The following is a 20,115-nucleotide window of genomic DNA, read 5'->3' as shown; positions in this document are numbered from 1 at the left end:
TCATGCATGCCAACCCTGCGTCCCTGTCGGGGGCAGCAGATGCCCGTGCAGGCACCAGTATTCTGATCCTGACGATGGCGGCGTTCGCTGTGCTGACCACCGAATTCATCATTCTCGGCATCTTGCCCGGGCTCGCCCGTGATCTGGGTATTTCTGTGCCGAAAGCGGGCCAGTTGGTCACCGTTTTCGCCTTTACCGTGATGCTGGTCGGGCCGTTTCTCACCGCTGCTATATCCCACTGGGACCGCAAAAAGGTGTTTCTCGGGGTGCTGATCATCTTCGCCGCATCCAATGCGCTCTCGGCGGTCGCTACGGATTTCTGGACCATGGCCTTGTCGCGCATCCTGGCTGCTGCCACGCTTCCGGTGTTCTGGGGCACCGCCAGTGAATCGGCAGGCCAGCTGGCGGGTAAAGGCAATGAAGGCAAGGCCGTAGCGCGGGTCTATCTGGGCATCACGGCGGCGTTCGTGTTCGGCATTCCGCTGGGCACACTGGCAGCCGATGCCCTCGGCTGGCGGGGTACCTTCTGGTTGATCTCGGGCCTTTGCCTGGTCATCGCGCTGCTGATGTGGGTGTGCCTGCCACAGCTGCCGGAGGCGCCCAAAAGGGCGGGCGGCGAACGCCAGACGATCATCCTGCGGGACCCGAAATTCATCTTCCATGTCGCGCTCTCTGTGGTGGTGTTCACTGCGATGTTCAGCGCCTACACCTACCTGGCCGACATCCTCGAGCGCCTTGCCCACGTGCCCAGCGCGCAGGTCGGCTGGTGGCTGATGGGCTTCGGTGCGGTGGGCATGATCGGCAACGCCATCGGCGGGCGGCTGGTCGACCGCAGCCCGCTTGGCGCGACCATCGTGCTGCTGACGGTGCTGGGCGCCGGCATGGCAGGCGCGCCGCCTGCGGTCGATACGCGGTGGTTACTGGTGGTGGCCTTGGCCGCGTGGGGTATTGCGTATACCGCGTTGTTCCCTGTTTGCCAGGTACGCGTGATGATCGCAGGTGCCAAAGCGCAGGCCCTGGCCGGCACATTGAATGTCTCGGCGGCGAACGCGGGCATCGGGTTGGGCGCTGTGATTGGCGGCTTCACCATCGAGCAACTGGGGCTGGCTGCGCTGGGCTGGGTGGGCGCGCTGATTGCAGTGCTGGCGGTGGGCTTCTCACTGCTGCTGTGGGTGGCAAGCGATCGGGCCGGCAAGGCTGCTCACCGCGCCCGCCCAGCGGCATCCGCGCCAGTGAAGCAAGGCTGATGGTGAACACGGCCTGCGCATGGGCATATCGATATACCCTTTAATTCTTTGTTTCCTGGGCCCGCCTGCTTTCAACTACCGCCTTTTTTGAGCGAGCGATAGTCAGTGGAGCATTGCGAAGTAGTCGTCATCGGGCTTGGTGCAATGGGGGCCGCCACCGCTTATCAACTGGCCAAGGCGGGCGTCGATGTGGTGGGGGTCGATCGCTACCACCCACCGCATACCCTCGGCTCGAGCCACGGTGATACGCGCATTACGCGTCTTTCCGTCGGCGAGGGTGCCCAGTACGTGCCGATCGTGAAGAGGGCTCAGCAGATCTGGCGTGAACTTGAGGCGCTGTCTGGCGAATCGTTGTTCGAACAGTCCGGTCTGCTTGCACTGACCTCCAGTCCCGACTTCGATCCGCACGATAAAAGCGATTTCACCTTGCGCACCATAGGCCTGGCCCAGGCCTATGGAATCGAGCACGAAGTGCTTGGCGCCGCACAGATCCGTCAACGCTTCCCGCAATTTGCCAATGTGCGCGACGATGCGATCGGCTACTTCGAGCCCGGTGGCGGCTTCGTGCGCCCCGAGCGGTGCATCGACGTGCAGCTGCGCCTGGCAATGCAACACGGGGCGACGCTGCACACAGCAGAAACGGTCACTCAGATCAGCTCGGATGACTGCGGTGTCACGGTCTGCACCAACCTGCGCACATTAAAGGCGCGCAAGCTGGTGTTCAGCGCCGGCAACTGGGCGGGCGGTTTGTTGGGCGAGCCGTTCGACCGTTTGCTGGGGGTCTACCGGCAGAAACTGTTCTGGTTCGAGCTCGCGGCCGAGGCGGACCTTGAGGGTGCATCGCCAACGTTCATCCTCACCCATGGGCGCGGGGACGACAAAATCAACTATGGTTTCCCAGCGCTGCCGGGGGAGGGCAGCATGAAGATTGCCACGGCCCAATACCACACGGCATCGCTGCCCGACCTGCTGGACCGGACCGTGAGCGCAGAAGAACAGCGGCAGATGTATGAGTCGCAAGTACAAGGCCGTATCGCCGGGGTGACCGACAGGGTGGTCAAGTCGGCTGTTTGCGCCTACACCGTCACTGCCGATCGCCACTTCATCATCGATGAACACCCTGCGCTGAAGCACACCCTGGTGGTGTCAGCGTGCTCTGGTCATGGTTTCAAGCACTCCGCCGCCTTGGGCGAGGCATTCGCCCAGTGGTGCATCCGGGGTTGGACCGACCTCGATCTTTCATCATTCACCCTGCAACGATTTCAAGGACAACGCTCAACCTGATGCGTGGCTGGCCACGACCGATCAACGATTCGGCCATTTCTCCAGCAGAATGGAAACGAACTTTTCGGCCGCAGGTGAAAGCGAGGCCCCACGCCGATACACCAGCCCGAGCGTACGCGTCACCTCGGGCTCCATCAGCGGAACGCTCACCAACGTCGGATGGTCGGCAGCCGGCATGGCCAGGCTTGGCATGGCCGACACCCCCAGCCCCGCTTCGACCATGCCCAACGAGGTGGAAAGGTGCTGCACCTCATAGAACCACTTCGGCCGCCAGCTGAGGCCGGACAGCGCATGGTCCAGCAACATGCGATTGCCGCTCAGGCGCCCGACGCCGATGAGCCTGTAATCGGCAAGCTCTGTCCAGGTGACCGATGCGCGATCGGCCAGTTCGTGATCGCGCCGGCACGCCAGCACGAAACGCTCCTGCACCAGCGACACGAACTCGATATCCGGATGCTGGCCGCTCATCATGTTGATACCGAAATCGGCTTCACCGCGCAGCACCGCCTCCAGCCCCTCGTTGGCACTGAGGTCCAGCAGCCGAATACGGATTTTCGGGTACTGCTCGTTGTAGTCCCGAATCACCGAGGGCAGGAAGTAAAACGCAGCGGTCGGGATGCAGGCCAGGGTCACTTGGCCGGTCTGGCGCTCGGCAAGTTCACGAATGCTCAGGATCGAATCTTCGAAATCGTCCAGCAGGCGCCTGGCCTTGGGCAGAAAGTCGCGGCCGACCGTGGTCAGGCTCACGCGCCGGGTGGTCCGTTCGAGCAAGGGCGTTCCCAGGCCCTCTTCGAGCTTTTTTATCCGCCGGCTCAACGCCGGTTGTGACAGGTGCAGCACCTCCGCCGCCTCGTGGAAGCTGCCAAGTTCGGCGATTTTCACGAAAGATCTGATGTCTTGCAGCTCATATTCCATGACGTTTTCCTAAGGGAATTCACCGCTTTATTGTTTTGTAAAACGCAACAATGGCTACGATATTTGCATTGGATCGATTTATCAAACTTTGTCACTCTTGTGTCCAGAACATCAATTTCCCCAATTGATCAACAAGAGTCAGTAGTCATGCAACGAATTCCTTGTGTGCTCATGCGCGGCGGTACCTCCAAAGGCCCGTTCTTTCATGCGTGGGATCTGCCAGCCAATGTGGTCGAGCGCGACGAGCTGCTGATCAACCTGATGGGCTCCGGTCACGAGCTGGAGATCGACGGCATTGGCGGTGGCAGCCCGCAGACCAGCAAGGTGGCCATCATCAGCCCTTCGCTGCATGCCGACGCCGACGTCGACTACCTGTTCGTGCAAGTGATGGTTGCCCAGCGCCGCGTCGATACCGCCCCCAACTGCGGCAACATGCTGTGTGCCGTGGGCCCTTTCGCCATCGAGCAAGGGCTGGTCAAGGGCAATGACGGCAAGACCCTGGTGCGTATCCGTAACCTCAATACCAACACGTTCGTCAATTCGCTGGTGGAGACCCCCGGCGGCATCGTGCGCTACGAAGGGCGTACGGCGATCGACGGCGTGCCGGGGACTGCCGCCCCGGTGCACCTGACATTCCTCGATGCCGTGGGTAGCAAAACTGGCAAGCTGTTCCCTACCGGGCAGGCCAAGGATGTGATCGACGGTATCCCTGTCACCTGCATCGACATGGCCATGCCGATGATGATCGTCGATGCCGCGCAAATGGGCGTGACAGGTTCGGAAACCCCCGCGCAACTGGATGCGAACACGCACCTGCTGCAGCGCCTGGAAGCCCTGCGCCTGAAAGCGGGCAAGGCCATGGGCCTGGGCGACGTCAGCAACATGGTGATCCCCAAGCCCGTGCTGATCTCTGCGCCGCGCTATGACGGTACGCTGCAGGTAAGGTATTTCATGCCGCACAACTGCCACCGGGCGCTGGCCATCACAGGATCCATCGGGCTGGCAACTGCCTGCGTCAGCCCAGGCACCGTCGTGATGGACATGCTCGGTGATACCGCCCAAGCACTCACCGAAGTGCGCCTGGAACATCCTAGCGGCGGTATCGATGTCGCGCTTTCGCGCGGTGGCCCGGATGGCCAGACCATTCAGGCCTCGGTGGTTCGAACCGCCCGCCGGCTGTTCTCCGGATTTGTATACGCCCCTGGTTTTCAGCGCATGGCGGGTTGAAACCTGCCAGGCGTCAAACCGTGGTAACCCAGGCAACACAAGCGCATCCGCACAATTTCAACAATGGGTGATGCCTCATGAAGATCGCAAAATCACTGTACTTCCAGATCCTCTGCGCCGTCCTGCTGGGCGTGGTGGTCGGGCATTTCTGGGCGCAACAGGCGGTTGCGCTCAAACCGCTGGGCGATGCCTTCATCAAGCTGATCAAGATGATGATCGCGCCTGTGGTGTTCTGCACCATCGTCACCGGGATCGCCGGCATGACCGACAAGCGTTCGCTGGGGCGTTTGATGAGCAAGACGTTGCTGCTGTTCCTGGGCCTGACCGTGGTCAGCCTGATCATCGGCCTTGCAGCGGTCTACCTCTTTCGGCCTGGCGAGGGCATGAACATCGACCCCGCCACCCTCAGCACCGAAGGGCTGAGCCAGTATGCTGCGTCTGCGGCGAAACTGAGTGTGGTCGACTTTTTCATGCACATCATTCCCGATACCTTCATCGGCGCATTCAACAAAGGCGAAGTGCTGCCAGTGCTGTTCATCGCGGTACTCAGCGGCTTTGCCCTGTCGTCGATGGGTGAAAAGGGCAAGCCGGTGCTGGATGTGCTCGAATCCGCTTCGACCATGGTGTTTCGCATTTTCGGCTACCTGATGCGCTTCGCGCCGATCGGTGCGTTCGGTGCACTGGCCTTTACCGTAGGCCAGTACGGAATCAGCTCGCTTGGCGCCCTGGCGAAGCTGGTCGGCACCTTGTACATCGCCTGTGCCTTCTTCGTCATCGTCGTGTTGGGTGGCATCTGCCGCGCGCACGGTTTCAGCCTGTGGAAACTGCTGCGTTATTTCCGTGAGGAGTTTCTGGTGGTGCTGGGTACTTCTTCCACCGAGCCGGTGTTGCCGCGCATGTTGGAGAAACTGGAAGCACTGGGCTGCAAAAAAGGTGTGGTGGGGCTGGTGCTGCCCACCGGTTACTCCTTCAACCTGGACGGCACGGCGATCTACCTGTCGCTGGCGGCCATCTTCATCGCCCAGGCCTGCAACATCGACCTGACCTTGGGCCAGACCATCACCATGCTCGCCATCATGCTGCTGTCTTCCAAGGGCGCTGCCGGTGTCACCGGGAGTGGCTTCGTAGCCCTGGCCTCCACCCTGACCGTCATCCACGACATCCCCTTGGCAGGCTTGGCGTTGCTGATCGGCGTCGATCGTTTCATGTCCGAGGCGCGCGCCCTGACCAGCCTGGCCAGCAATGCCGTTGCCACCGTGGTGGTTTCGCTGTCGGAAAATGCCTGTGAGCGGGAGACCTTGATGCGCACCCTGAACGGTGAGCCTGAGCCGCTCGCCGAGCAGGGTACGCCAACGGTGTCCAGCTGGCCTGCAGAGCCCCGTCGTCACGGCTGATCGTCACCCTTAACCCCCTTCGTTGACTTGGCCCCCGCTCAGCATCACTGTGATGCCGAGTGGGGCAGGGGGCCGTCTGCGCGCCAGATGGCCACGCCTTAGAATAAAAACAAGAGAACCCAATCATGCTTGCATTGCTTGGCTTGATCATGGTGGTGACATTCACCTACCTCATCATGAGCAAACGCCTGTCGCCGATCGTTGCGCTCACCGTAGTCCCCATCGTTTTCGCCGTGATCGGCGGTTTTGCGCCGACCACCGGCAAGATGATGCTCGACGGCCTGAAGATGGTTGCCCCGTCGGCTGCCTTGTTGCTGTTCGCCATTCTGTTCTTTGGCCTGATGATCGACGCAGGGCTGTTCGACCCGCTGATCCGCAAGATTCTCAAACGCGTCAATGGCGACCCGATCAAGATCGCCATCGGCACTGCACTGCTTTCGCTGCTGGTGGCGCTCGATGGTGATGGCACCACCACCTACATGATCACCTGCGCGGCCATGTTGCCGCTGTACAAGCGCATCGGCATGAACCCAATGATCCTGGCAACGGTGGCGATGCTTTCACTGAGCATCATGAGCGGCCTGAGTCCTTGGGGCGGACCGGCGACGCGGGCGATCGCGGCGCTGGGGCTCGATGCGACCGAGTACTTCATCCCGATGTTGCCCACCATGATCGGTGGGGCTGCCTGGGTGGTCTTCACCGCGTTCCTGCTGGGCCGTGCTGAACGCAAACGCATCGGCAACATCAAGCTCGAGTCTGGTGGCGGCAATTGCTACATCAAGGCGATTCTCGAGGACACGCCGCACAAGCGTCCGCGGCTTGCCTACGTGAACCTGCTGCTGGTGGTAGCGGTAATGGTCGCGCTGGTCCTGGGCGTGATGCACGCAGCGATTCTGTTCATGATCGGTTTCGTTGCTGCCTTGATGATCAACTACCCGCAACTGGAGGTGCAGAAAGAGCGCATCCTGGCCCACTCCGGCAACGCCATGACGGTCGTGCTGCTGGTGTTTGCCGCAGGGATTTTCGCCGGCATCTTCTCCGGCACGAAAATGGTCGATGCGCTGGCGCAGACACTGGTGGACTGGATTCCGCAGTCCTGGGGCCACTGGTTCCCGCTGGTGGTGGCGATCACCAGCATGCCGCTGACGTTCGTGCTGTCCAATGATGCCTATTACTTTGGCGTGGTGCCGATCCTGGCCAACGCGGCGGCTGCCTACGGCATCGACCCGGTAGAGATCGCCCGCGCTTCGGTGCTCGGCCAGCCTGTGCACCTGATGAGCCCGCTGGTGGCCTCGACCCTGCTGCTGGTGGGTATGGTCGACCGCGATATCGGTGATTTCCAGAAGGCCACCGTCAAATGGGCGGTGCTCACCTCCCTGGTGATCACCGCCCTGGCCCTGGCCACCGGGGCCTTGTCCTTCTTCGTCTGAACCGCCCTGGGCGCCGCCGGGCGCCCGCTTTCAACTCATTCAAAAACAACAACAGAGTACCGACCATGTCCCCAACTGCTCTGCGTGCGGCGGCCGCCTGTGGCCTGCTCTGCGGCTGCCTGCCTGTTGCCGGCGCTGCTGGATTCGTCGATGACGGCACGCTCAAACTGCAACTGCGCAACGTTTATTTCAACGAAAATTTCCGCGACGAGCAGGGCATGAGCGCCCGCGCCGCCGCCACCGCCAAAAGCGAGCGAACCGAGTGGGCGCAGGGTTTTCTGCTCGACTATCAGTCAGGCTTTACCCAAGGCACGCTGGGCCTGGGGCTCGACGCCATGGGGCTGTTGGGAGTCAGGCTGGACTCCGGCCGTGGCCGCAGCGGTACGGGCCTGTTGCCGGTGCATGACGACGGTCGCGCTGCCCAGGAATTCGCCAGTGCCGGGGTGACGGCCAAGGCTCGCCTGGGCCGTACGGTGGTCAAGCACGGTACCTTGCTGCCCAAGACGCCGGTATTGGTCTACAACGATGCCCGACTACTGCCGCAGACCTACCAGGGCACGCAGCTGACCAGCACCGACATCGAGCGGCTGACACTCACTGCCGGGCATCTCGACCGATTCAAACAACGCGACTCGTCCGACAGTACCGGCTTGTACCTGGACGGTTATGGCGGCGCCGAGTCGGGCGATTTCAACTTCGCCGGCGCCGACTACGCGCTCAGCAAGCACGTGCGCTTGAGCTACTTCCACGGTCAGCTCGAACACTTCTACCGCCAGGACTTCGCCGGCCTGGTGCATGACCTTGCGCTGGCCGGCGGGGTGCTGACCACCGACCTGCGGTATTTCGCCAGCCGTGACAGCGGCGCCGCATACGGCGGCAGCATCGACAACGACATGTTCAGTGCGCAAGTGTCCTACGCCCATTCAGGGCACACCTTCGGCGCTGGGTACCAGGTGCTCGACGGTGAAGCCGGGCTGCCGTACATCAGTGGCGCAACGGTGTATTCGTTCAGCAACGTTGGCATCGGCAAGTTCATCGAGGAAGAAGAAAAGACCTGGATGGCAAGCTATGCCTACAACTTTGCCGCCGCAGGGGTGCCCGGGCTGACCTTCATGACGCGCTACCTGAGCGGGGACAACGGCCGCTCCGGAGCGCAGGGCTTGAGTGAGTGGGAGCGTGACGCCGAGCTTGCGTATGTGGTGCAGGGCGGGGCCCTCAAAGGGCTTGGAATACGGCTGCGCAACTATGTCTACAGGTCTGACTTTTCCCGCGGTCGGGACAGCAACCGCCTGTACCTGACCTATGACGTCGCCATCTGGTGAGCCAGCGGCCGGGCATGAGCCCGGCCCGTCGACCGCTATTGCCTGGCGGCATGCTGCAGCGGTGTCAGGCCGCTGGCCTGGATAGCTGCGTCGGACTGGGCCGAGGCAAGATAGTCCAGCAGTTGTCGTGCCTGTGCCTGATGGACGCTGTTGCTGACCACAGCGCCGGCATACAGCGTCATCTTCTGGGCCTGCGATGGAACCAGCCCAACGATGTCGATGCCTGGGACGGGTTTGAGCTCGCTCAATTGCTGGAAGCCGATCTGCGCCTGCCCGCGCGCTACCACTGCCCCCACTGGCTCGGCGGGAATCATATGGGCTTTGGCCTTGAAGCTCTCGCCCAGCGCCATACGGGGGAACAATGAACGGGAGAGGTAAACGCCGCTGGCGCTATCGGAATAGGCTACCGATGTGCTGTCCAGCAGCGTTTGGCGAAAGCTTTTCATACTGCTTATGTCTGGCTTGGGCTCACCCTTGCGTACTGCCATGGCGATATAGGATTTGCCGAGATCGACACGGCTGGTCGGCTCGACCAGGCCTTTGGCCTGCAAGCCGTCCAGCGCCGAACCTACCATAAGCACGACATCCGCAGGTTCGTCGCGGGCGAGTCGGTTAGGTACGGCCTGTGGGGTGTCACCCATCGAGGGCGCCGCCTGGATGTCGAGCTTGACGTGGTAGGCCTTTTCATAAGCAGGTTGCGCCGCGCGGATGGCGCCCATGATGCCCCCCGAGCTGAGTACGGTGAGTGTTGGTGTCGGTGCGGCAACTGCTGCCGATGCCGCAGTTACGGAAAGAAGCAAGGTTGCGCGTAACAGCGTATTTCGCATTGCTGAGAATCCTGGGTCAAAGACGCGTCATGTTAATGGCGCGTGCTCCGCAGGATGGGTGAAATCAGGTTAAACATCCTTAACCAATGGCGTTGATGATAGCGCCAGCCAAATTCGTTATGGCCGGCATCGGAAACTGGTATTACATCCGGCCACGCCTGGGTGTTTAGCATCGTCGATGTCTTCCTGTCGACGAGAACAACAACGTGAACCTTGGAAAGATCATTACCCGCAGTGCCCGCTACTGGCCGGACCACACTGCCGTGGCGGACAGCCAGACGCGCCTGACCTATGCCCAACTGGAACGGCGCAGCAACCGCCTGGCCTCGGGGCTGGGCGCACTGGGCGTGGCCAGCGGTGAACATGTGGCGATCCTCGCTGCCAACCGCGTGGAACTGGTAGAGGCAGAGGTGGCGCTGTACAAGGCAGCGATGGTCAAGGTGCCGATCAACGCGCGGTTGTCGCTGGATGAAGTGGTACGGGTACTGGAAGACTCCTGCAGCGTTGCGCTGATCACCGATGCCACCTTCGCCCAGGCGCTGGCCGAACGACGCGAGGCTTTGCCGATGTTGCGCCAGGTGATCGCGCTGGAGGGCGAGGGCGGTGACCTGGGTTACGCCGCGCTGCTTGAGCGCGGCAGCGAGGCGCCGTGCAGCCTTGACCCTGCCGACGACGCCCTGGCGGTGCTGCATTACACCTCCGGTAGCTCCGGGGTACTCAAGGCGGCCATGTTGTCGTTTGGCAACCGCAAGGCGCTGGTCCGCAAGAGCATCGCCAGCCCCACGCGGCGCTCTGGCCCTGATGATGTGATGGCCCATGTGGGACCGATCACCCATGCCAGCGGCATGCAGATCATGCCGCTGCTGGCGGTAGGCGCCTGCAACCTGCTGCTCGACCGCTACGACGATCGCCTGTTGCTGGAGACCATCGAACGTGAGCGGGTGACGCGGCTGTTCCTGGTGCCGGCCATGATCAACCGCCTGGTCAATTACCCCGATGTCGAGCGCTTCGACCTGTCCAGCCTCAGACTGGTCATGTATGGCGCTGCGCCCATGGCGCCGGCCCTGGTGAAGAAGGCCATCGAACTGTTCGGGCCGATTCTGGTGCAAGGTTATGGCGCCGGCGAAACCTGCTCGCTGGTCACGGTACTGACCGAGCAGGACCACCTGGTCGAGGACGGCAACTACCAACGCCTGGCCTCTTGCGGGCGCTGCTATTTCGAGACCGACCTGCGTGTGGTGAACGACGCATTCGAGGATGTGGTGCCGGGCGAGATCGGCGAAATCGTGGTCAAGGGCCCGGACATCATGCAGGGCTACTGGCGCGCGCCCGCGCTCACCGCCGAAGTCATGCGCGACGGCTATTACCTGACCGGCGACCTGGCCACGGTCGATGCGCAGGGTTACGTGTTCATCGTCGACCGCAAGAAGGAAATGATCATTTCCGGGGGCTTCAACGTGTACCCCAGCGAAGTGGAGCAGGTGATCTACGGCTTTCCCGAAGTGTTCGAGGCGGCAGTGGTCGGTGTGCCGGACGAGCAGTGGGGTGAAGCGGTGCGTGCTGTGGTGGTGCTCAAGCCTGGCGCGCAGCTTGACGCCGCCGAGCTCATCGAGCGCTGCGGCCGTGCACTGGCCGGTTTCAAGAAGCCGCGAGGCGTGGATTTCGTCACCGAACTGCCGAAGAACCCCAATGGCAAGGTGGTCCGCCGCCTGGTCCGGGAAGCCTACTGGCAACACAGCGATCGTCGTATCTGACAGGGAGCATGACCATGTATCAACCAAGTGCAAAAGCTGCGCAGATCATTGAAGCCATCGAAGGGTTCGTCCGCGACCAGGTTCGCCCGCTGGAGCAGCAGATGCAGCTGAATTGGGCGCGCCCGCATCCTCAGGCGGTCTTGCGGGAAGTCTGGAAGCGCTCCAGCGAGCAGGGCCTTTACACCCTCATGCTGCCCGAAGCCATGGGCGGTGCAGGTTTGAGCGTGGCTGACCTGTGCGCCGTGAAAGAAGCCACGGTGCTGACCGGTTCGATGCTCGCCCCGCACGTACTGGGCGAGCTGTCCGGGCCGCCGCGGGTGGGCCACCTGCTCAAAGTGGCCAGCCCCTATCAGGTGGAGCATTTCCTGCAGCCAGTGTGCCGTGCCGAGAAAGCCGTGTGCTTCGCCCTGACCGAGGCCGAGGCGGGTTCAGACGCCACTGCCATCCGTACCCAGGCGCGCCGCGATGGTGATCACTACGTGCTGAGCGGCAGCAAGCGCTACATCTCTGGTGCCACGTACGCGGACCTGGCGGTGTTGCTGGCCGTGACCGGCCCCGGGCAGGGCGCACAGGGTATTTCGGCGTTCTTCGTCGACCTCAAGGCCCCGGGCGTGCGTGTCGAAAGCGACTATGCGGTGATGTCCGGTGGCGGGGCCCACGGCGACATCGTGCTGGATGACGTGCGCGTGCCAGCGGCCAACCTGATTGGCGAGCAGGGCCAGGGCTTCAAGCTGGCCATGGGGCGCATTACCCTCAACCGGCTGCTGCATTGCCCGACCTTGCTGGGCATGGCCGGCCTGGCCCTGAACCTGTCGATCGAGCATGCCCGTAGCCGTAAGCAGTTCGGCCAGCCGATCGCCATGTTCCAGGCGGTCAACCACATGATCGCCGATATGGCTACCGAGCTGCATGCAGCACGCAGCATGGTCTACGCCACGGCGCAGGTGAACGATGCCGGCGGCGATATCCGTACCCAGGCGCCGATGTGCAAGCTGTTCGTCTCGGAGGCTGCATTCCGCATTGCCGACAAGGCCGTGCAGGTGCATGGCGGTGCCGGGTTGATGCAGGGCCACCCGGTGGAATGGATTTTCCGTGCCACCCGAATGATGCGCATCCTGACCGGGACCAGTGAAATTCAGCGCAACACCATCGCCAAAAGCGTGCTGATGCCCGCGTGACCCTCAGGCCGCCACCAAGGCGGCCTTTTGTCACATTCCACAACAATAACAAGAGTAATCGCCATGACTGTGGATGCTTCCCTGCCCAACCCACGGACCGCCTGGATGGTGGCCGTACTGCTGGCCATGCTGATGCTGATCAATTTTCTCGACAAGGTGGTGATTGGCCTGGTTGCGGTGCCGATGAGCGCCGAGCTGGGCCTGACCGCGACCGAGTTCGGGCTGATTGGCGGCGCTTTGCATTGGTTCTTCGCCTTGTCCGCCGTGGTGGGTGGCTTCATGGCCAACCGGCGCCCCACCCGCACGCTGCTATTGGGCATGGGCCTGTTCTGGGCGGTGATCCAGTTGCCGATGCTGTTCGCCACTTCACTGTGGGCCATCGTTGCCTGCCGCGTGTTGCTGGGCATCGGTGAGGGCCCGGCATCGCCGGTCGCTACCCATGCGCTGTACAAGTGGTTTCCCAATGACCGTCGCAACCTGCCCGTGGCGTTGCTGCACACCGGTAGCGCCATGGGGCTGCTGGTGGCCGGCGCGATGATCCCCTGGGTCAGCCTGCACTATGGCTGGCGCACCAACTTCATCATCCTTTCATTGATCGGCGTGGTGTGGTGCCTGCTGTGGTGGCGGCTGGGGCAGGAGGGCACCCTTGAGCGCCTGCGTGCCAGCCAGCTCAAGAGCGATGAGCCGGCAATACCGTACCGCAAGCTGCTGGGCGACCCCAGCGTGATGGGCAACTACCTTTGCCACTTCGCCGCCAACTGGTCACTGGCCCTGACGCTGACCTGGGTGCCCAGTTATCTGCAGGTCGGCCTGGGCATAGACCCCTTGCAGACCGGGCGGATCTTTGTGATGTTCGTGGTGGTGACCACGCCGTTGAGCCTGTTCATGGCCTGGTTGTCACAACGCCTGATGCGCCGTGGCGTATCTTCGCGCGTGGCGCGCGGCGTGTTCGTCTCGCTGTGCCTGGTGCTTTCCGGGCTGCTGTCTGCGTCGCTGATGCTGCCAGGCCTGAGCACCGCCGTGCGGGTTGGCGCACTGACCTTCAGCGGTGGCCTGGCGCTGGTGATGTACTCCGTAGGGCCGGCCATGCTCGCCGAGTTCACCCCGACGGCCCAGCGCGGCGGGGTGCTTGCCATCGGTAACGGTATCGCTTCGCTGGCCGGGCTGGCTGCGCCGGTGGTAACCGGGTTGCTGGTGCAGGGCGCAGGTGCCGCGCATCCCACCGGGTATGCCCAGGGCTTTCTGGTGTGTGGCGCAGTACTGGTCGTGGCGGGGCTGGTGGGCCTGGTGAGCCTGAACCCGCAGCGCACCCTGAAGCGCTTGGCTGAACCGCGTGCGGTGGCGCCTGGGGTGCCGGCGCGCTCTCAGACAGCCAGCTGAACCCCCGGCACCGACCCGAGCGGCGCGTCATCGCCGCCGATCAGCTCACCACGCCAGCGGCCGCCGAGTACCAGCTCGATCAGCAGCCCGCGCACCAGGTCGTGCAAGCAACCGGCGGCAAACGACAGGGGCTTGTGCCGTGAGTGCGCCAAGGCAATGGTGCGGCTGATGCGTGGCTCGACGATGAGCCGCGCCTGGGTCGGTTCGAGCAGCTCGCACAGCGGCGGCCAGTTGCTGATGGTCGCCGCCAGCCCTGCGCGGACCAGGCTGGCGATGCCGGGGGCCGACTGCTGCTCGTAGGCGGCCGCCAACGGTACGCCGGCTTCCATGGCCGCCTGTTCGATGCGCCGGCGCAGGTGCAGTGCCCTTGGTGGCAGCACCAGCCGCGTGGCGGCGGCTTCGGCCAGGGTGATGGTATCGGCGACGCCAGCGGCTGAAGGGCCGACCCAGTACAGCGCCTCGGTGAAGATCGGCTCGGCCTCGACATGCTCCAGCTCCTCGGCATTGGGCACCACGCCGAAGTCGACCTTGCCCAATTCGATGGCTTGGCCGCCGTTGCGGCTCAGGCCGTCCCACACGGTCAGGGTCACGCCGGGAAAGCGCTGCTCGGCACGCTTGATGATTTCTGGCAGCAGCATGTCTGCGGCGGTGGCAGGAATGGAAATGGCGACGTGGCCCTTGGGGTCACCGCGGCTCGATTTGAGCTCGTCCTTCACCGAATCGAGCTTCTGCACCACCTGGCGGGCCACCTCGTAAAGCTGCCGACCGGCGTCGGTCAGGACGATGCCGTCGTGCTGGCGGTCGAGCAGCTGCATTTCCAGTTCACTCTCCAGCAGGCCGATCTGCCTGCTCAGCGCCGGCTGGGCGATGTAGGCACGACGCGCGGCCGAGGAAAAGCTGCCGGCTTCGACGATTGCGATCAGGTAGCGGAGCTGTTTGAGGGTCATCGCAGCGGTTCCAAGGGTATGCCGAACTGATATGGCACGTATCCGAACACGTTATTTGTGGGGTTCGAAGCGTGGCTCCTAGTATCACCCGGAAGGGGCGTGCCAAAGCAAGCCCGCCCGGCCAGGTCAGCCAACAACAACAAGAGGCCAACCCCATGAAACCTGCTGCCATGCTGCGAAGTATCCTGCTCGTCAATGCCAGCCTGCTGGCCCTTCACCTTGGCGCTACGCCACTGCCCCCGCAACTGACACCCGTGGGTGCCGAGCGTGCGCCCAGCAGTGATGGCCGCATACCGGCCTGGAACGGGGGGCTGCAACCGGGGCAGGTCTCACTGGCGGTCAACGGCACGCCGCTTGACCCCTACGCCGATGAGCAGCCGCTGTACACCATCACCGCGCAGAACTACCGGCGCTATCGCGAGCAGCTCACGACAGGCCAGGTGGCGCTGCTCGAGCGTTTTCCCGACTCTTTTCGCCTGCCGGTATACCCCTCGCACCGCAGTGTCGCGGTGCCGGCTCGGGTCAGCGAGTGGGCCCGGCACAACGCCGCCAGCGCCCATCTGGTCAATGACGGCAATGGCGTGCAGGGTTTTGCCGGGGTACTGGCGTTTCCGCTGCCACGCAATGGCCTGCAGGTACTGTGGAACCACCTGACGCGGCCACGCAACGGCAGTTACAGCCTGGCGTCGGACAGCATCACCCCGCGTCGTGATGGTCGCTTTGTCATGTTCAGCGCGCAGCAAACCTTCGCCAGGCCCGATGTGCTGCCTGGCGGCCAGGCAAGCAACGTACTGTATTACCTGAGCTACCGCATGACCGCGCCATCGCGCCTGGCAGGTGACGCCTTGGTGCTGCACGAAACCCTCGACCAGGTCGCCCAGCCACGCCTGTCGTGGTTGTACAGCAGCAGCCAGCGACGCGTACGGCGCGCGCCTGCCGTGGCCTACGACAGCATCACCCCAGGGACGGCCGGGCTGCGCACCGCCGACAGCCGCGACATGTTCAACGGTGCCCCGGACCTTTACCACTGGACCCTGATCGGCAAGAAAACCCTGCACGTACCCTACAACAGTTATCGGCTGGCTTCGCCACAGCTGAGCTACACCGCGCTGGTCGGCCCGGGCCACGTCAACCCGCAGCCAACCCGCTACGAATTGCACCGGGTATGGGAGCTGGTCGGTACCCTCAAGCCCGGGGCCGAGCATATCTATGCCAGCCGCCGCTATTACCTGGACGAGGACAGCTGGGCCATCGTCGAAGCCGACTTCTTCGACCACCAGGGGCGGCTGTGGCGCACGGCCCAGGCGCACAGTTACTACCACGTCACCGGGCAGGCACTGGTCAACGCCATGGAGGTGATCTACGACCTGCGCAATGGGCGTTACCAGCTGTCGGGCCTGACCAACGAGCAACCCAAACCCTTCACCTTCGACCTGCGCACCAGCGCTTCGTACTTCTCGCCCGGGGCATTGCGCAGCCAAGGGCTGCGTTGAGCGCCCAGGGCCACACACAGGACAGCCGATGAGTTCCGATCACCATTACAGCGCCTGGGAGCGCTGGTTGCTGGGGCCTGGCAAGCCACCTGACCCGCGCTTCACCCTGGCCAATGAACGCACCTTTCTGGCCTGGCTGCGCACCGCCCTGGCATTGCTGGGCGGTGCCATTGCCCTGGAAACCTTTGCCGCGCATGCCTGGCCGCAATCCGGGCGCCTGGCGATGGAGTTCGCGTTGCTGCTGGCGAGCCTGCTGGTAAGCCTGGGGGCTGGTTGGCGCTGGCTGGTGGTGGAACGCGCCCTGCGCCGCGCTGCGCCATTGCCGCTGCCACGCTTGGTACCGCTGTTGAGCGTGGCCTGCGCGCTGGGCTGCGCGGCACTGATACCGCTGTTATGGGGGCGTTGGCATGGCTGACGGCCCGGCCGATACCGGGCTGCAGGCCGAGCGTACGGTGTTGGCCTGGCGGCGAACCCAGTTGGCTTTACTGGTACTGGCTTGCCTGGCCTGGCGCGGCGGCCTGGTGGCTGTGGCCGGCGCGGCACTGTCGTTGGCGCTACTGGGCAGGGTCCGCGAACGCGCCATCTACCGCCGGGGCCTGGCCATGTTGCGCGGCGAGCGGGGGTGGGCTGCAGTGCGCACCGTACCGCTGGCTGCGTTATTGGTGGCCGGGTTGGTGCTGGGCGTGTGGTTGCGCCGCACTGCTTAGCACGGCGCCGTTGCAGGCTCAGGGCGTGACGATATTGAAGCGCCCGTCCGGCTCATCCAGCCCAGCCATGAACTGCATGAACTTCACCCGCTCACCGCTGATGTCGATATCACCCGTCTTGGCTTCCTTGAGAAAACCGGTCTGCTTGAGTGCAATGCGGTCCAGGGTGGCCTTGCTCATGTTGATCTGCACATCCGCTTGGGCGTGCTGTGCATGGTCGCGGTGGGTCAGCACGCCATTGCGCAGGGTCAGGGCGTAGTCTTCATCGATGTCGGTGAAGCGCCAGTTGATGGTCAGGTCCTGCTCAGCCGCCTTGGCGGCATCGACGCGCACACCCAGGTAGTCGAAGAACAGCGATGGGGTCAGTGCGCGTACCAGGTCGTCGGCGCTGCCGCCTTTGCTGGCACCGGCCGCGACGCCGTTGCGCAGCTCCTGCGCACCGGTCAGGTAGGCGTTGCGCCAGGTGGCGTTCTCGCTCTGGTAACCCAGTTGCTCCAGGGCATCGGCTTGCAGGTTACGTGCAGCGCTGTTGTCGGCTTGGGCGAACACCAGGTGCCGGGTGAGCTCCGCCACCCAGCGGTAGTCACCCTTGTCGTACGCCTCACGCGCCAGCGTCAGCACCCGCTCGCTGCCGCCCAGCGCCGCCACGTAGCGCTGGCCCGCATCGCTCGGCGGCAAGGGGTTGAGGGTCGCCGGGTTGCCGTCGTAGAAGCCCATGTAGCGCTGGTACACCGCCCGCACGTTGTGGCTGAGTGAGCCGTAGTAGTCACGGCTGTACCATTTGTTGGCCAGGCGGGGGGGCAGCGAGGTCAGTTCGGCGGCGATCTCAGTAGGGGTGAGGCCGCGGTTGAGCAGGCGCAGCGTCTGGCTGTCGAGGAAGGCGTACATGTCGCGCTGATCGGCCAGGTATTCACGGATCGCCGCGCCGCCCCAGGTCGGCCAATGGTGCTGGGCGAACACCACCTCGGCCTTGTCGCCGTAACGCAGCAGCGACTGGTCCAGGTAGTGCGCCCAGACCTTCGCATCGCGCACCTGCGCGCCACGCAGGGTGAGGATGTTGTGCTGCACATGGGAGGCGTTTTCGGCCATGCACAGGGCTTTGAACGCCGGGAACCACAGGTTCATCTCGGCCGGTGCTTCGGTGCCGGGCGTCAGCTGGAACTCGATATCCACGCCGTCGATGCGCAGGGTCTCGAACGGTTTTTCGATCAGCCGTGTCGGGGCGATGAGGCTGACTGTGGCATTGGCCGGCACGGCCTTGCCGAGGCCTGCGTCAACCTGCCCGCGGGCGCTGCGTGGCAGAGGCGCACCATACATGTACTGCGCCCGGCGCTTCATCGCCGGCCCGGCCAGTACGTTCTCGCTGATGGCATGTTCCAAGAAACCTTGAGGGGCGATGACCTGAACCTTGCCGGCCTTTACGTCGGCCTCATCGATCACCCCGCGCGCGCCGCCAAAATGGTCGACGTGTGGGTGGGTGTAGATCACTGCCACCACCGGCCGCTGCGGGCGATGCCTGAAGTACATGGCCAGCCCGGCCCGGGCGGTTTCCACCGACAGCAGCGGGTCCATCACGATCAGCCCGTGTTCGCCTTCGATCAAGGTCATGTTGGCCAGGTCCATGCCGCGTATCTGGTAGATGCGGTCGGTAACCTTGAACAGGCCGGCGATGGTATTGAGCTGGGCGATGCGCCACAGGCTGGGGTTGACCGTCGCCGGCGCCTCGCCCTTGAGGAAGGCGTAGCGCTGCAGGTCCCAGACCGTCTTGCCATCGGCATTGAGCACCGCCTGGTCGGCACTTTCCAGCAGGCCGCGGCGGGCGTTGTCGAAGTCTGCCCGGTTCTCGAAGGGCAGGCGCTGCAGCCACTGCTGGTTGCTTTGGCGCGTCAGCTCGGTGGCGTCCTTGGCCGGTGCCTGGGCCAGCACCGCAGAGGGCAGGGCGAGGGCCAGCAGGGTGGGCAGGTAGCGTAGGCGCATAGGGGTGGTCCTTGTTGTTATGGGGGCCACCACTCTAAGGACATCGATTGCCAGCGAACCAATACCACTCTTGCATGGGTGGCCATACCTGAATGCGATGGCTCAGCCGGCGCGAATATCCATGATGCGCGCGACCAGCCAGGCCAGTGCCGGGTCGTGCTGACGATGGGCAAGGTACACCAGTTCCAGCTCGAAGGGCTCCAGGGCGAAGGGCAGGTCAAAGACCTGCAAGGGCAGTAGCTGGGCGAAATGGCGGGCCAGTGCGGTGGGCAAGACCACGCACAGGTCGGAGCTGGCGGCCAGGTGTGCGGCCTGCAGGTAATTGGGCGTGGTATAGGCGATGCGCCGCGCAAGGCCCTGTTCGGCCAGCCACTGGTCGACCATGCCCCGGGTCTGGCCGCCGTGCACCCAGAGGTGACGCAAGCCCAGGAAGGCTTGCAGGTCGAGCGCGCCATCGACCTCTGGATGCCCCTGGCGCACCGCCACGTGCAGGGTTTCGCTGCGCCAGTGGCGGCGCTCGTAGCGCGCCGGCACATCGTCGAAGCGCCCCAGCACCAGGTCGAGTTCGCCACGGTCGAGGGCTTCGGCCGGCAGGTTGGGTGCCAGGTGCAGCACATCCACACGCAGATGCGGCGCCTGGGTTTGCAAGGTGGCAAGCAACCTGGGCATGCACAATTGTTCGGCGAAGTCGGTCAGGGCGATGCGCAGTTGCCGGTGGCTGCGGCCTGGGTCGAAGCTGTCGCCAGCGCCGAGGGTCTGCTCGATCTGCTGCAGGGCCGCGCGAATCGGCCCTTCCAGGGCCAGGGCGCGGGGGGTTGGGCGCATGCGTCGGCCGACCCGCACCAGCAGCGGGTCACCGAGAATGTCCCGTAGACGCGCCAGGGCGTTGCTCACCGTCGGCTGGGTCAACGCCAGGCGCTCGGCAGCACGTGACACGTTCTGTTCACGCAGCAGCATGTCCAGCACACGCAGCAAGTTGAGATCAAAGTTGGCTATATTCATGCGAAAAATACATGGGATGGAAAATTAGAAT

The 20,115-nt window shown here is 63.7% G+C and carries 17 protein-coding genes; 12 read left to right on the top strand and 5 right to left on the bottom strand.

Translation table 11 applies throughout. The features are described from left to right. The first annotated feature begins 2 nt into the window (after positions 1-2). Both ABRP30_RS16775 and solA read left to right on the top strand, forming a co-directional pair. Positions 3-1,247: an MFS transporter gene (locus tag ABRP30_RS16775; RefSeq protein WP_267816893.1), complete on the top strand. Its 1,245-nt coding sequence runs from the start codon at positions 3-5 to the stop codon at positions 1,245-1,247. Positions 1,248-1,391: 144 nt separating this feature from the next. Continuing rightward, positions 1,392-2,531, top strand: coding sequence for an N-methyl-L-tryptophan oxidase (solA, locus tag ABRP30_RS16770; RefSeq protein WP_372490326.1), 1,140 nt, complete (start codon positions 1,392-1,394; stop codon positions 2,529-2,531). 21 nt (positions 2,532-2,552) lie between these two features. Here the strand turns inward: solA and ABRP30_RS16765 are convergent, their stop codons facing one another. Next, positions 2,553-3,446: a LysR family transcriptional regulator gene (locus ABRP30_RS16765; protein WP_241805308.1), complete on the bottom strand. Its 894-nt coding sequence runs from the start codon at positions 3,444-3,446 to the stop codon at positions 2,553-2,555. Between the two features lie 147 nt (positions 3,447-3,593). Here ABRP30_RS16765 and ABRP30_RS16760 point away from each other — a divergent pair, with 147 nt between their 5' ends. The 4 genes from ABRP30_RS16760 to ABRP30_RS16745 all read left to right on the top strand — a co-directional run bounded on the left by ABRP30_RS16760 (position 3,594) and on the right by ABRP30_RS16745 (position 8,819). After that, the gene (locus tag ABRP30_RS16760; protein ID WP_267816889.1) at positions 3,594-4,673 is read left to right on the top strand and encodes a 4-oxalomesaconate tautomerase; all 1,080 of its coding nucleotides are present in this window, start codon (positions 3,594-3,596) and stop codon (positions 4,671-4,673) included. 77 nt (positions 4,674-4,750) lie between these two features. Then, entirely contained in the window at positions 4,751-6,067 is a 1,317-nt protein-coding gene (locus ABRP30_RS16755) for a dicarboxylate/amino acid:cation symporter (RefSeq protein WP_267816887.1), read from the top strand. 125 nt (positions 6,068-6,192) lie between these two features. Beyond that, positions 6,193-7,497: a CitMHS family transporter gene (locus tag ABRP30_RS16750; RefSeq protein ID WP_241805305.1), complete on the top strand. Its 1,305-nt coding sequence runs from the start codon at positions 6,193-6,195 to the stop codon at positions 7,495-7,497. A gap of 65 nt (positions 7,498-7,562) precedes the next feature. Beyond that, entirely contained in the window at positions 7,563-8,819 is a 1,257-nt protein-coding gene (locus ABRP30_RS16745; protein WP_267816884.1) for an OprD family porin, read from the top strand. Between the two features lie 35 nt (positions 8,820-8,854). Here the strand turns inward: ABRP30_RS16745 and ABRP30_RS16740 are convergent, their stop codons facing one another. Then, a complete protein-coding gene (locus ABRP30_RS16740) occupies positions 8,855-9,646 on the bottom strand; it encodes a substrate-binding domain-containing protein (protein WP_267816882.1) in 792 nt (263 codons plus the stop codon). A 206-nt stretch (positions 9,647-9,852) separates the two neighbouring features. Here ABRP30_RS16740 and ABRP30_RS16735 point away from each other — a divergent pair, with 206 nt between their 5' ends. The 3 genes from ABRP30_RS16735 to ABRP30_RS16725 all read left to right on the top strand — a co-directional run bounded on the left by ABRP30_RS16735 (position 9,853) and on the right by ABRP30_RS16725 (position 13,958). After that, a complete protein-coding gene (locus tag ABRP30_RS16735; RefSeq protein WP_267816880.1) occupies positions 9,853-11,400 on the top strand; it encodes an AMP-binding protein in 1,548 nt (515 codons plus the stop codon). A 14-nt stretch (positions 11,401-11,414) separates the two neighbouring features. Continuing rightward, positions 11,415-12,578 (top strand): acyl-CoA dehydrogenase family protein, encoded by a 1,164-nt coding sequence (locus tag ABRP30_RS16730; protein ID WP_267816877.1) that lies wholly within the window; start codon positions 11,415-11,417, stop codon positions 12,576-12,578. Positions 12,579-12,683: 105 nt separating this feature from the next. Beyond that, positions 12,684-13,958, top strand: a complete 1,275-nt coding sequence (locus tag ABRP30_RS16725; RefSeq protein WP_267824008.1) for an MFS transporter — start codon at positions 12,684-12,686, stop codon at positions 13,956-13,958. Here ABRP30_RS16725 and ABRP30_RS16720 read toward each other — a convergent pair. Further along, positions 13,943-14,905, bottom strand: a complete 963-nt coding sequence (locus ABRP30_RS16720) for a LysR family transcriptional regulator (protein WP_241805301.1) — start codon at positions 14,903-14,905, stop codon at positions 13,943-13,945. The two genes, ABRP30_RS16725 and ABRP30_RS16720, sit on opposite strands and share 16 nt — an antisense overlap. Positions 14,906-15,075: 170 nt before the next feature. Here ABRP30_RS16720 and ABRP30_RS16715 point away from each other — a divergent pair, with 170 nt between their 5' ends. Genes ABRP30_RS16715 through ABRP30_RS16705 form a run of 3 tightly spaced genes read left to right on the top strand, consistent with a single transcriptional unit; the run spans position 15,076 to position 17,105 of the window. Then, on the top strand, positions 15,076-16,398 hold the full coding sequence (locus ABRP30_RS16715; RefSeq protein WP_372490325.1) for a DUF1329 domain-containing protein: 1,323 nt from the start codon (positions 15,076-15,078) through the stop codon (positions 16,396-16,398). 28 nt (positions 16,399-16,426) lie between these two features. Then, on the top strand, positions 16,427-16,813 hold the full coding sequence (locus ABRP30_RS16710) for a YidH family protein (RefSeq protein ID WP_267816871.1): 387 nt from the start codon (positions 16,427-16,429) through the stop codon (positions 16,811-16,813). Continuing rightward, entirely contained in the window at positions 16,806-17,105 is a 300-nt protein-coding gene (locus ABRP30_RS16705; protein WP_349974883.1) for a DUF202 domain-containing protein, read from the top strand. The genes ABRP30_RS16710 and ABRP30_RS16705 overlap by 8 nt, the downstream gene beginning before the upstream one ends. Before the next feature lie 18 nt (positions 17,106-17,123). Here ABRP30_RS16705 and ABRP30_RS16700 read toward each other — a convergent pair whose 3' ends face one another. Beyond that, positions 17,124-19,082, bottom strand: coding sequence for an alkyl/aryl-sulfatase (locus ABRP30_RS16700; RefSeq protein ID WP_267816867.1), 1,959 nt, complete (start codon positions 19,080-19,082; stop codon positions 17,124-17,126). Positions 19,083-19,184: 102 nt separating this feature from the next. Continuing rightward, positions 19,185-20,084 carry a LysR family transcriptional regulator gene (locus ABRP30_RS16695; RefSeq protein ID WP_241805296.1) on the bottom strand — a complete coding sequence of 300 codons (900 nt, stop codon included), beginning with the start codon at positions 20,082-20,084 and terminating at the stop codon, positions 19,185-19,187. Positions 20,085-20,115 lie beyond the last annotated feature (31 nt).

Origin of the sequence: Pseudomonas sp. WHRI 8519 (assembly GCF_040224055.2) — a bacterium.
In the GTDB taxonomy this organism is placed as follows: domain Bacteria; phylum Pseudomonadota; class Gammaproteobacteria; order Pseudomonadales; family Pseudomonadaceae; genus Aquipseudomonas; species Aquipseudomonas putida_X.
This window is presented reverse-complemented; position numbering and strand designations above follow the sequence as displayed.

What these genes read in the sequence shown, in the direction of transcription:
- ABRP30_RS16730 (WP_267816877.1), top strand. Translation starts at nt 11,415, where the DNA reads ATGTATCAACCAAGTGCAAAAGCTGCGCAGATCATTGAAGCCATCGAA.
- ABRP30_RS16710 (WP_267816871.1), top strand. Translation starts at nt 16,427, where the DNA reads ATGAGTTCCGATCACCATTACAGCGCCTGGGAGCGCTGGTTGCTGGGG.
- ABRP30_RS16775 (WP_267816893.1), top strand. Translation starts at nt 3, where the DNA reads ATGCATGCCAACCCTGCGTCCCTGTCGGGGGCAGCAGATGCCCGTGCA.
- ABRP30_RS16750 (WP_241805305.1), top strand. Translation starts at nt 6,193, where the DNA reads ATGCTTGCATTGCTTGGCTTGATCATGGTGGTGACATTCACCTACCTC.
- ABRP30_RS16700 (WP_267816867.1), bottom strand. Translation starts at nt 19,082, where the DNA reads ATGCGCCTACGCTACCTGCCCACCCTGCTGGCCCTCGCCCTGCCCTCT.
- ABRP30_RS16715 (WP_372490325.1), top strand. Translation starts at nt 15,076, where the DNA reads ATGCTGCGAAGTATCCTGCTCGTCAATGCCAGCCTGCTGGCCCTTCAC.
- ABRP30_RS16760 (WP_267816889.1), top strand. Translation starts at nt 3,594, where the DNA reads ATGCAACGAATTCCTTGTGTGCTCATGCGCGGCGGTACCTCCAAAGGC.
- solA (WP_372490326.1), top strand. Translation starts at nt 1,392, where the DNA reads ATGGGGGCCGCCACCGCTTATCAACTGGCCAAGGCGGGCGTCGATGTG.
- ABRP30_RS16745 (WP_267816884.1), top strand. Translation starts at nt 7,563, where the DNA reads ATGTCCCCAACTGCTCTGCGTGCGGCGGCCGCCTGTGGCCTGCTCTGC.
- ABRP30_RS16765 (WP_241805308.1), bottom strand. Translation starts at nt 3,446, where the DNA reads ATGGAATATGAGCTGCAAGACATCAGATCTTTCGTGAAAATCGCCGAA.
- ABRP30_RS16725 (WP_267824008.1), top strand. Translation starts at nt 12,684, where the DNA reads ATGGTGGCCGTACTGCTGGCCATGCTGATGCTGATCAATTTTCTCGAC.
- ABRP30_RS16720 (WP_241805301.1), bottom strand. Translation starts at nt 14,905, where the DNA reads ATGACCCTCAAACAGCTCCGCTACCTGATCGCAATCGTCGAAGCCGGC.
- ABRP30_RS16755 (WP_267816887.1), top strand. Translation starts at nt 4,751, where the DNA reads ATGAAGATCGCAAAATCACTGTACTTCCAGATCCTCTGCGCCGTCCTG.
- ABRP30_RS16695 (WP_241805296.1), bottom strand. Translation starts at nt 20,084, where the DNA reads ATGAATATAGCCAACTTTGATCTCAACTTGCTGCGTGTGCTGGACATG.
- ABRP30_RS16740 (WP_267816882.1), bottom strand. Translation starts at nt 9,646, where the DNA reads ATGCGAAATACGCTGTTACGCGCAACCTTGCTTCTTTCCGTAACTGCG.
- ABRP30_RS16705 (WP_349974883.1), top strand. Translation starts at nt 16,806, where the DNA reads ATGGCTGACGGCCCGGCCGATACCGGGCTGCAGGCCGAGCGTACGGTG.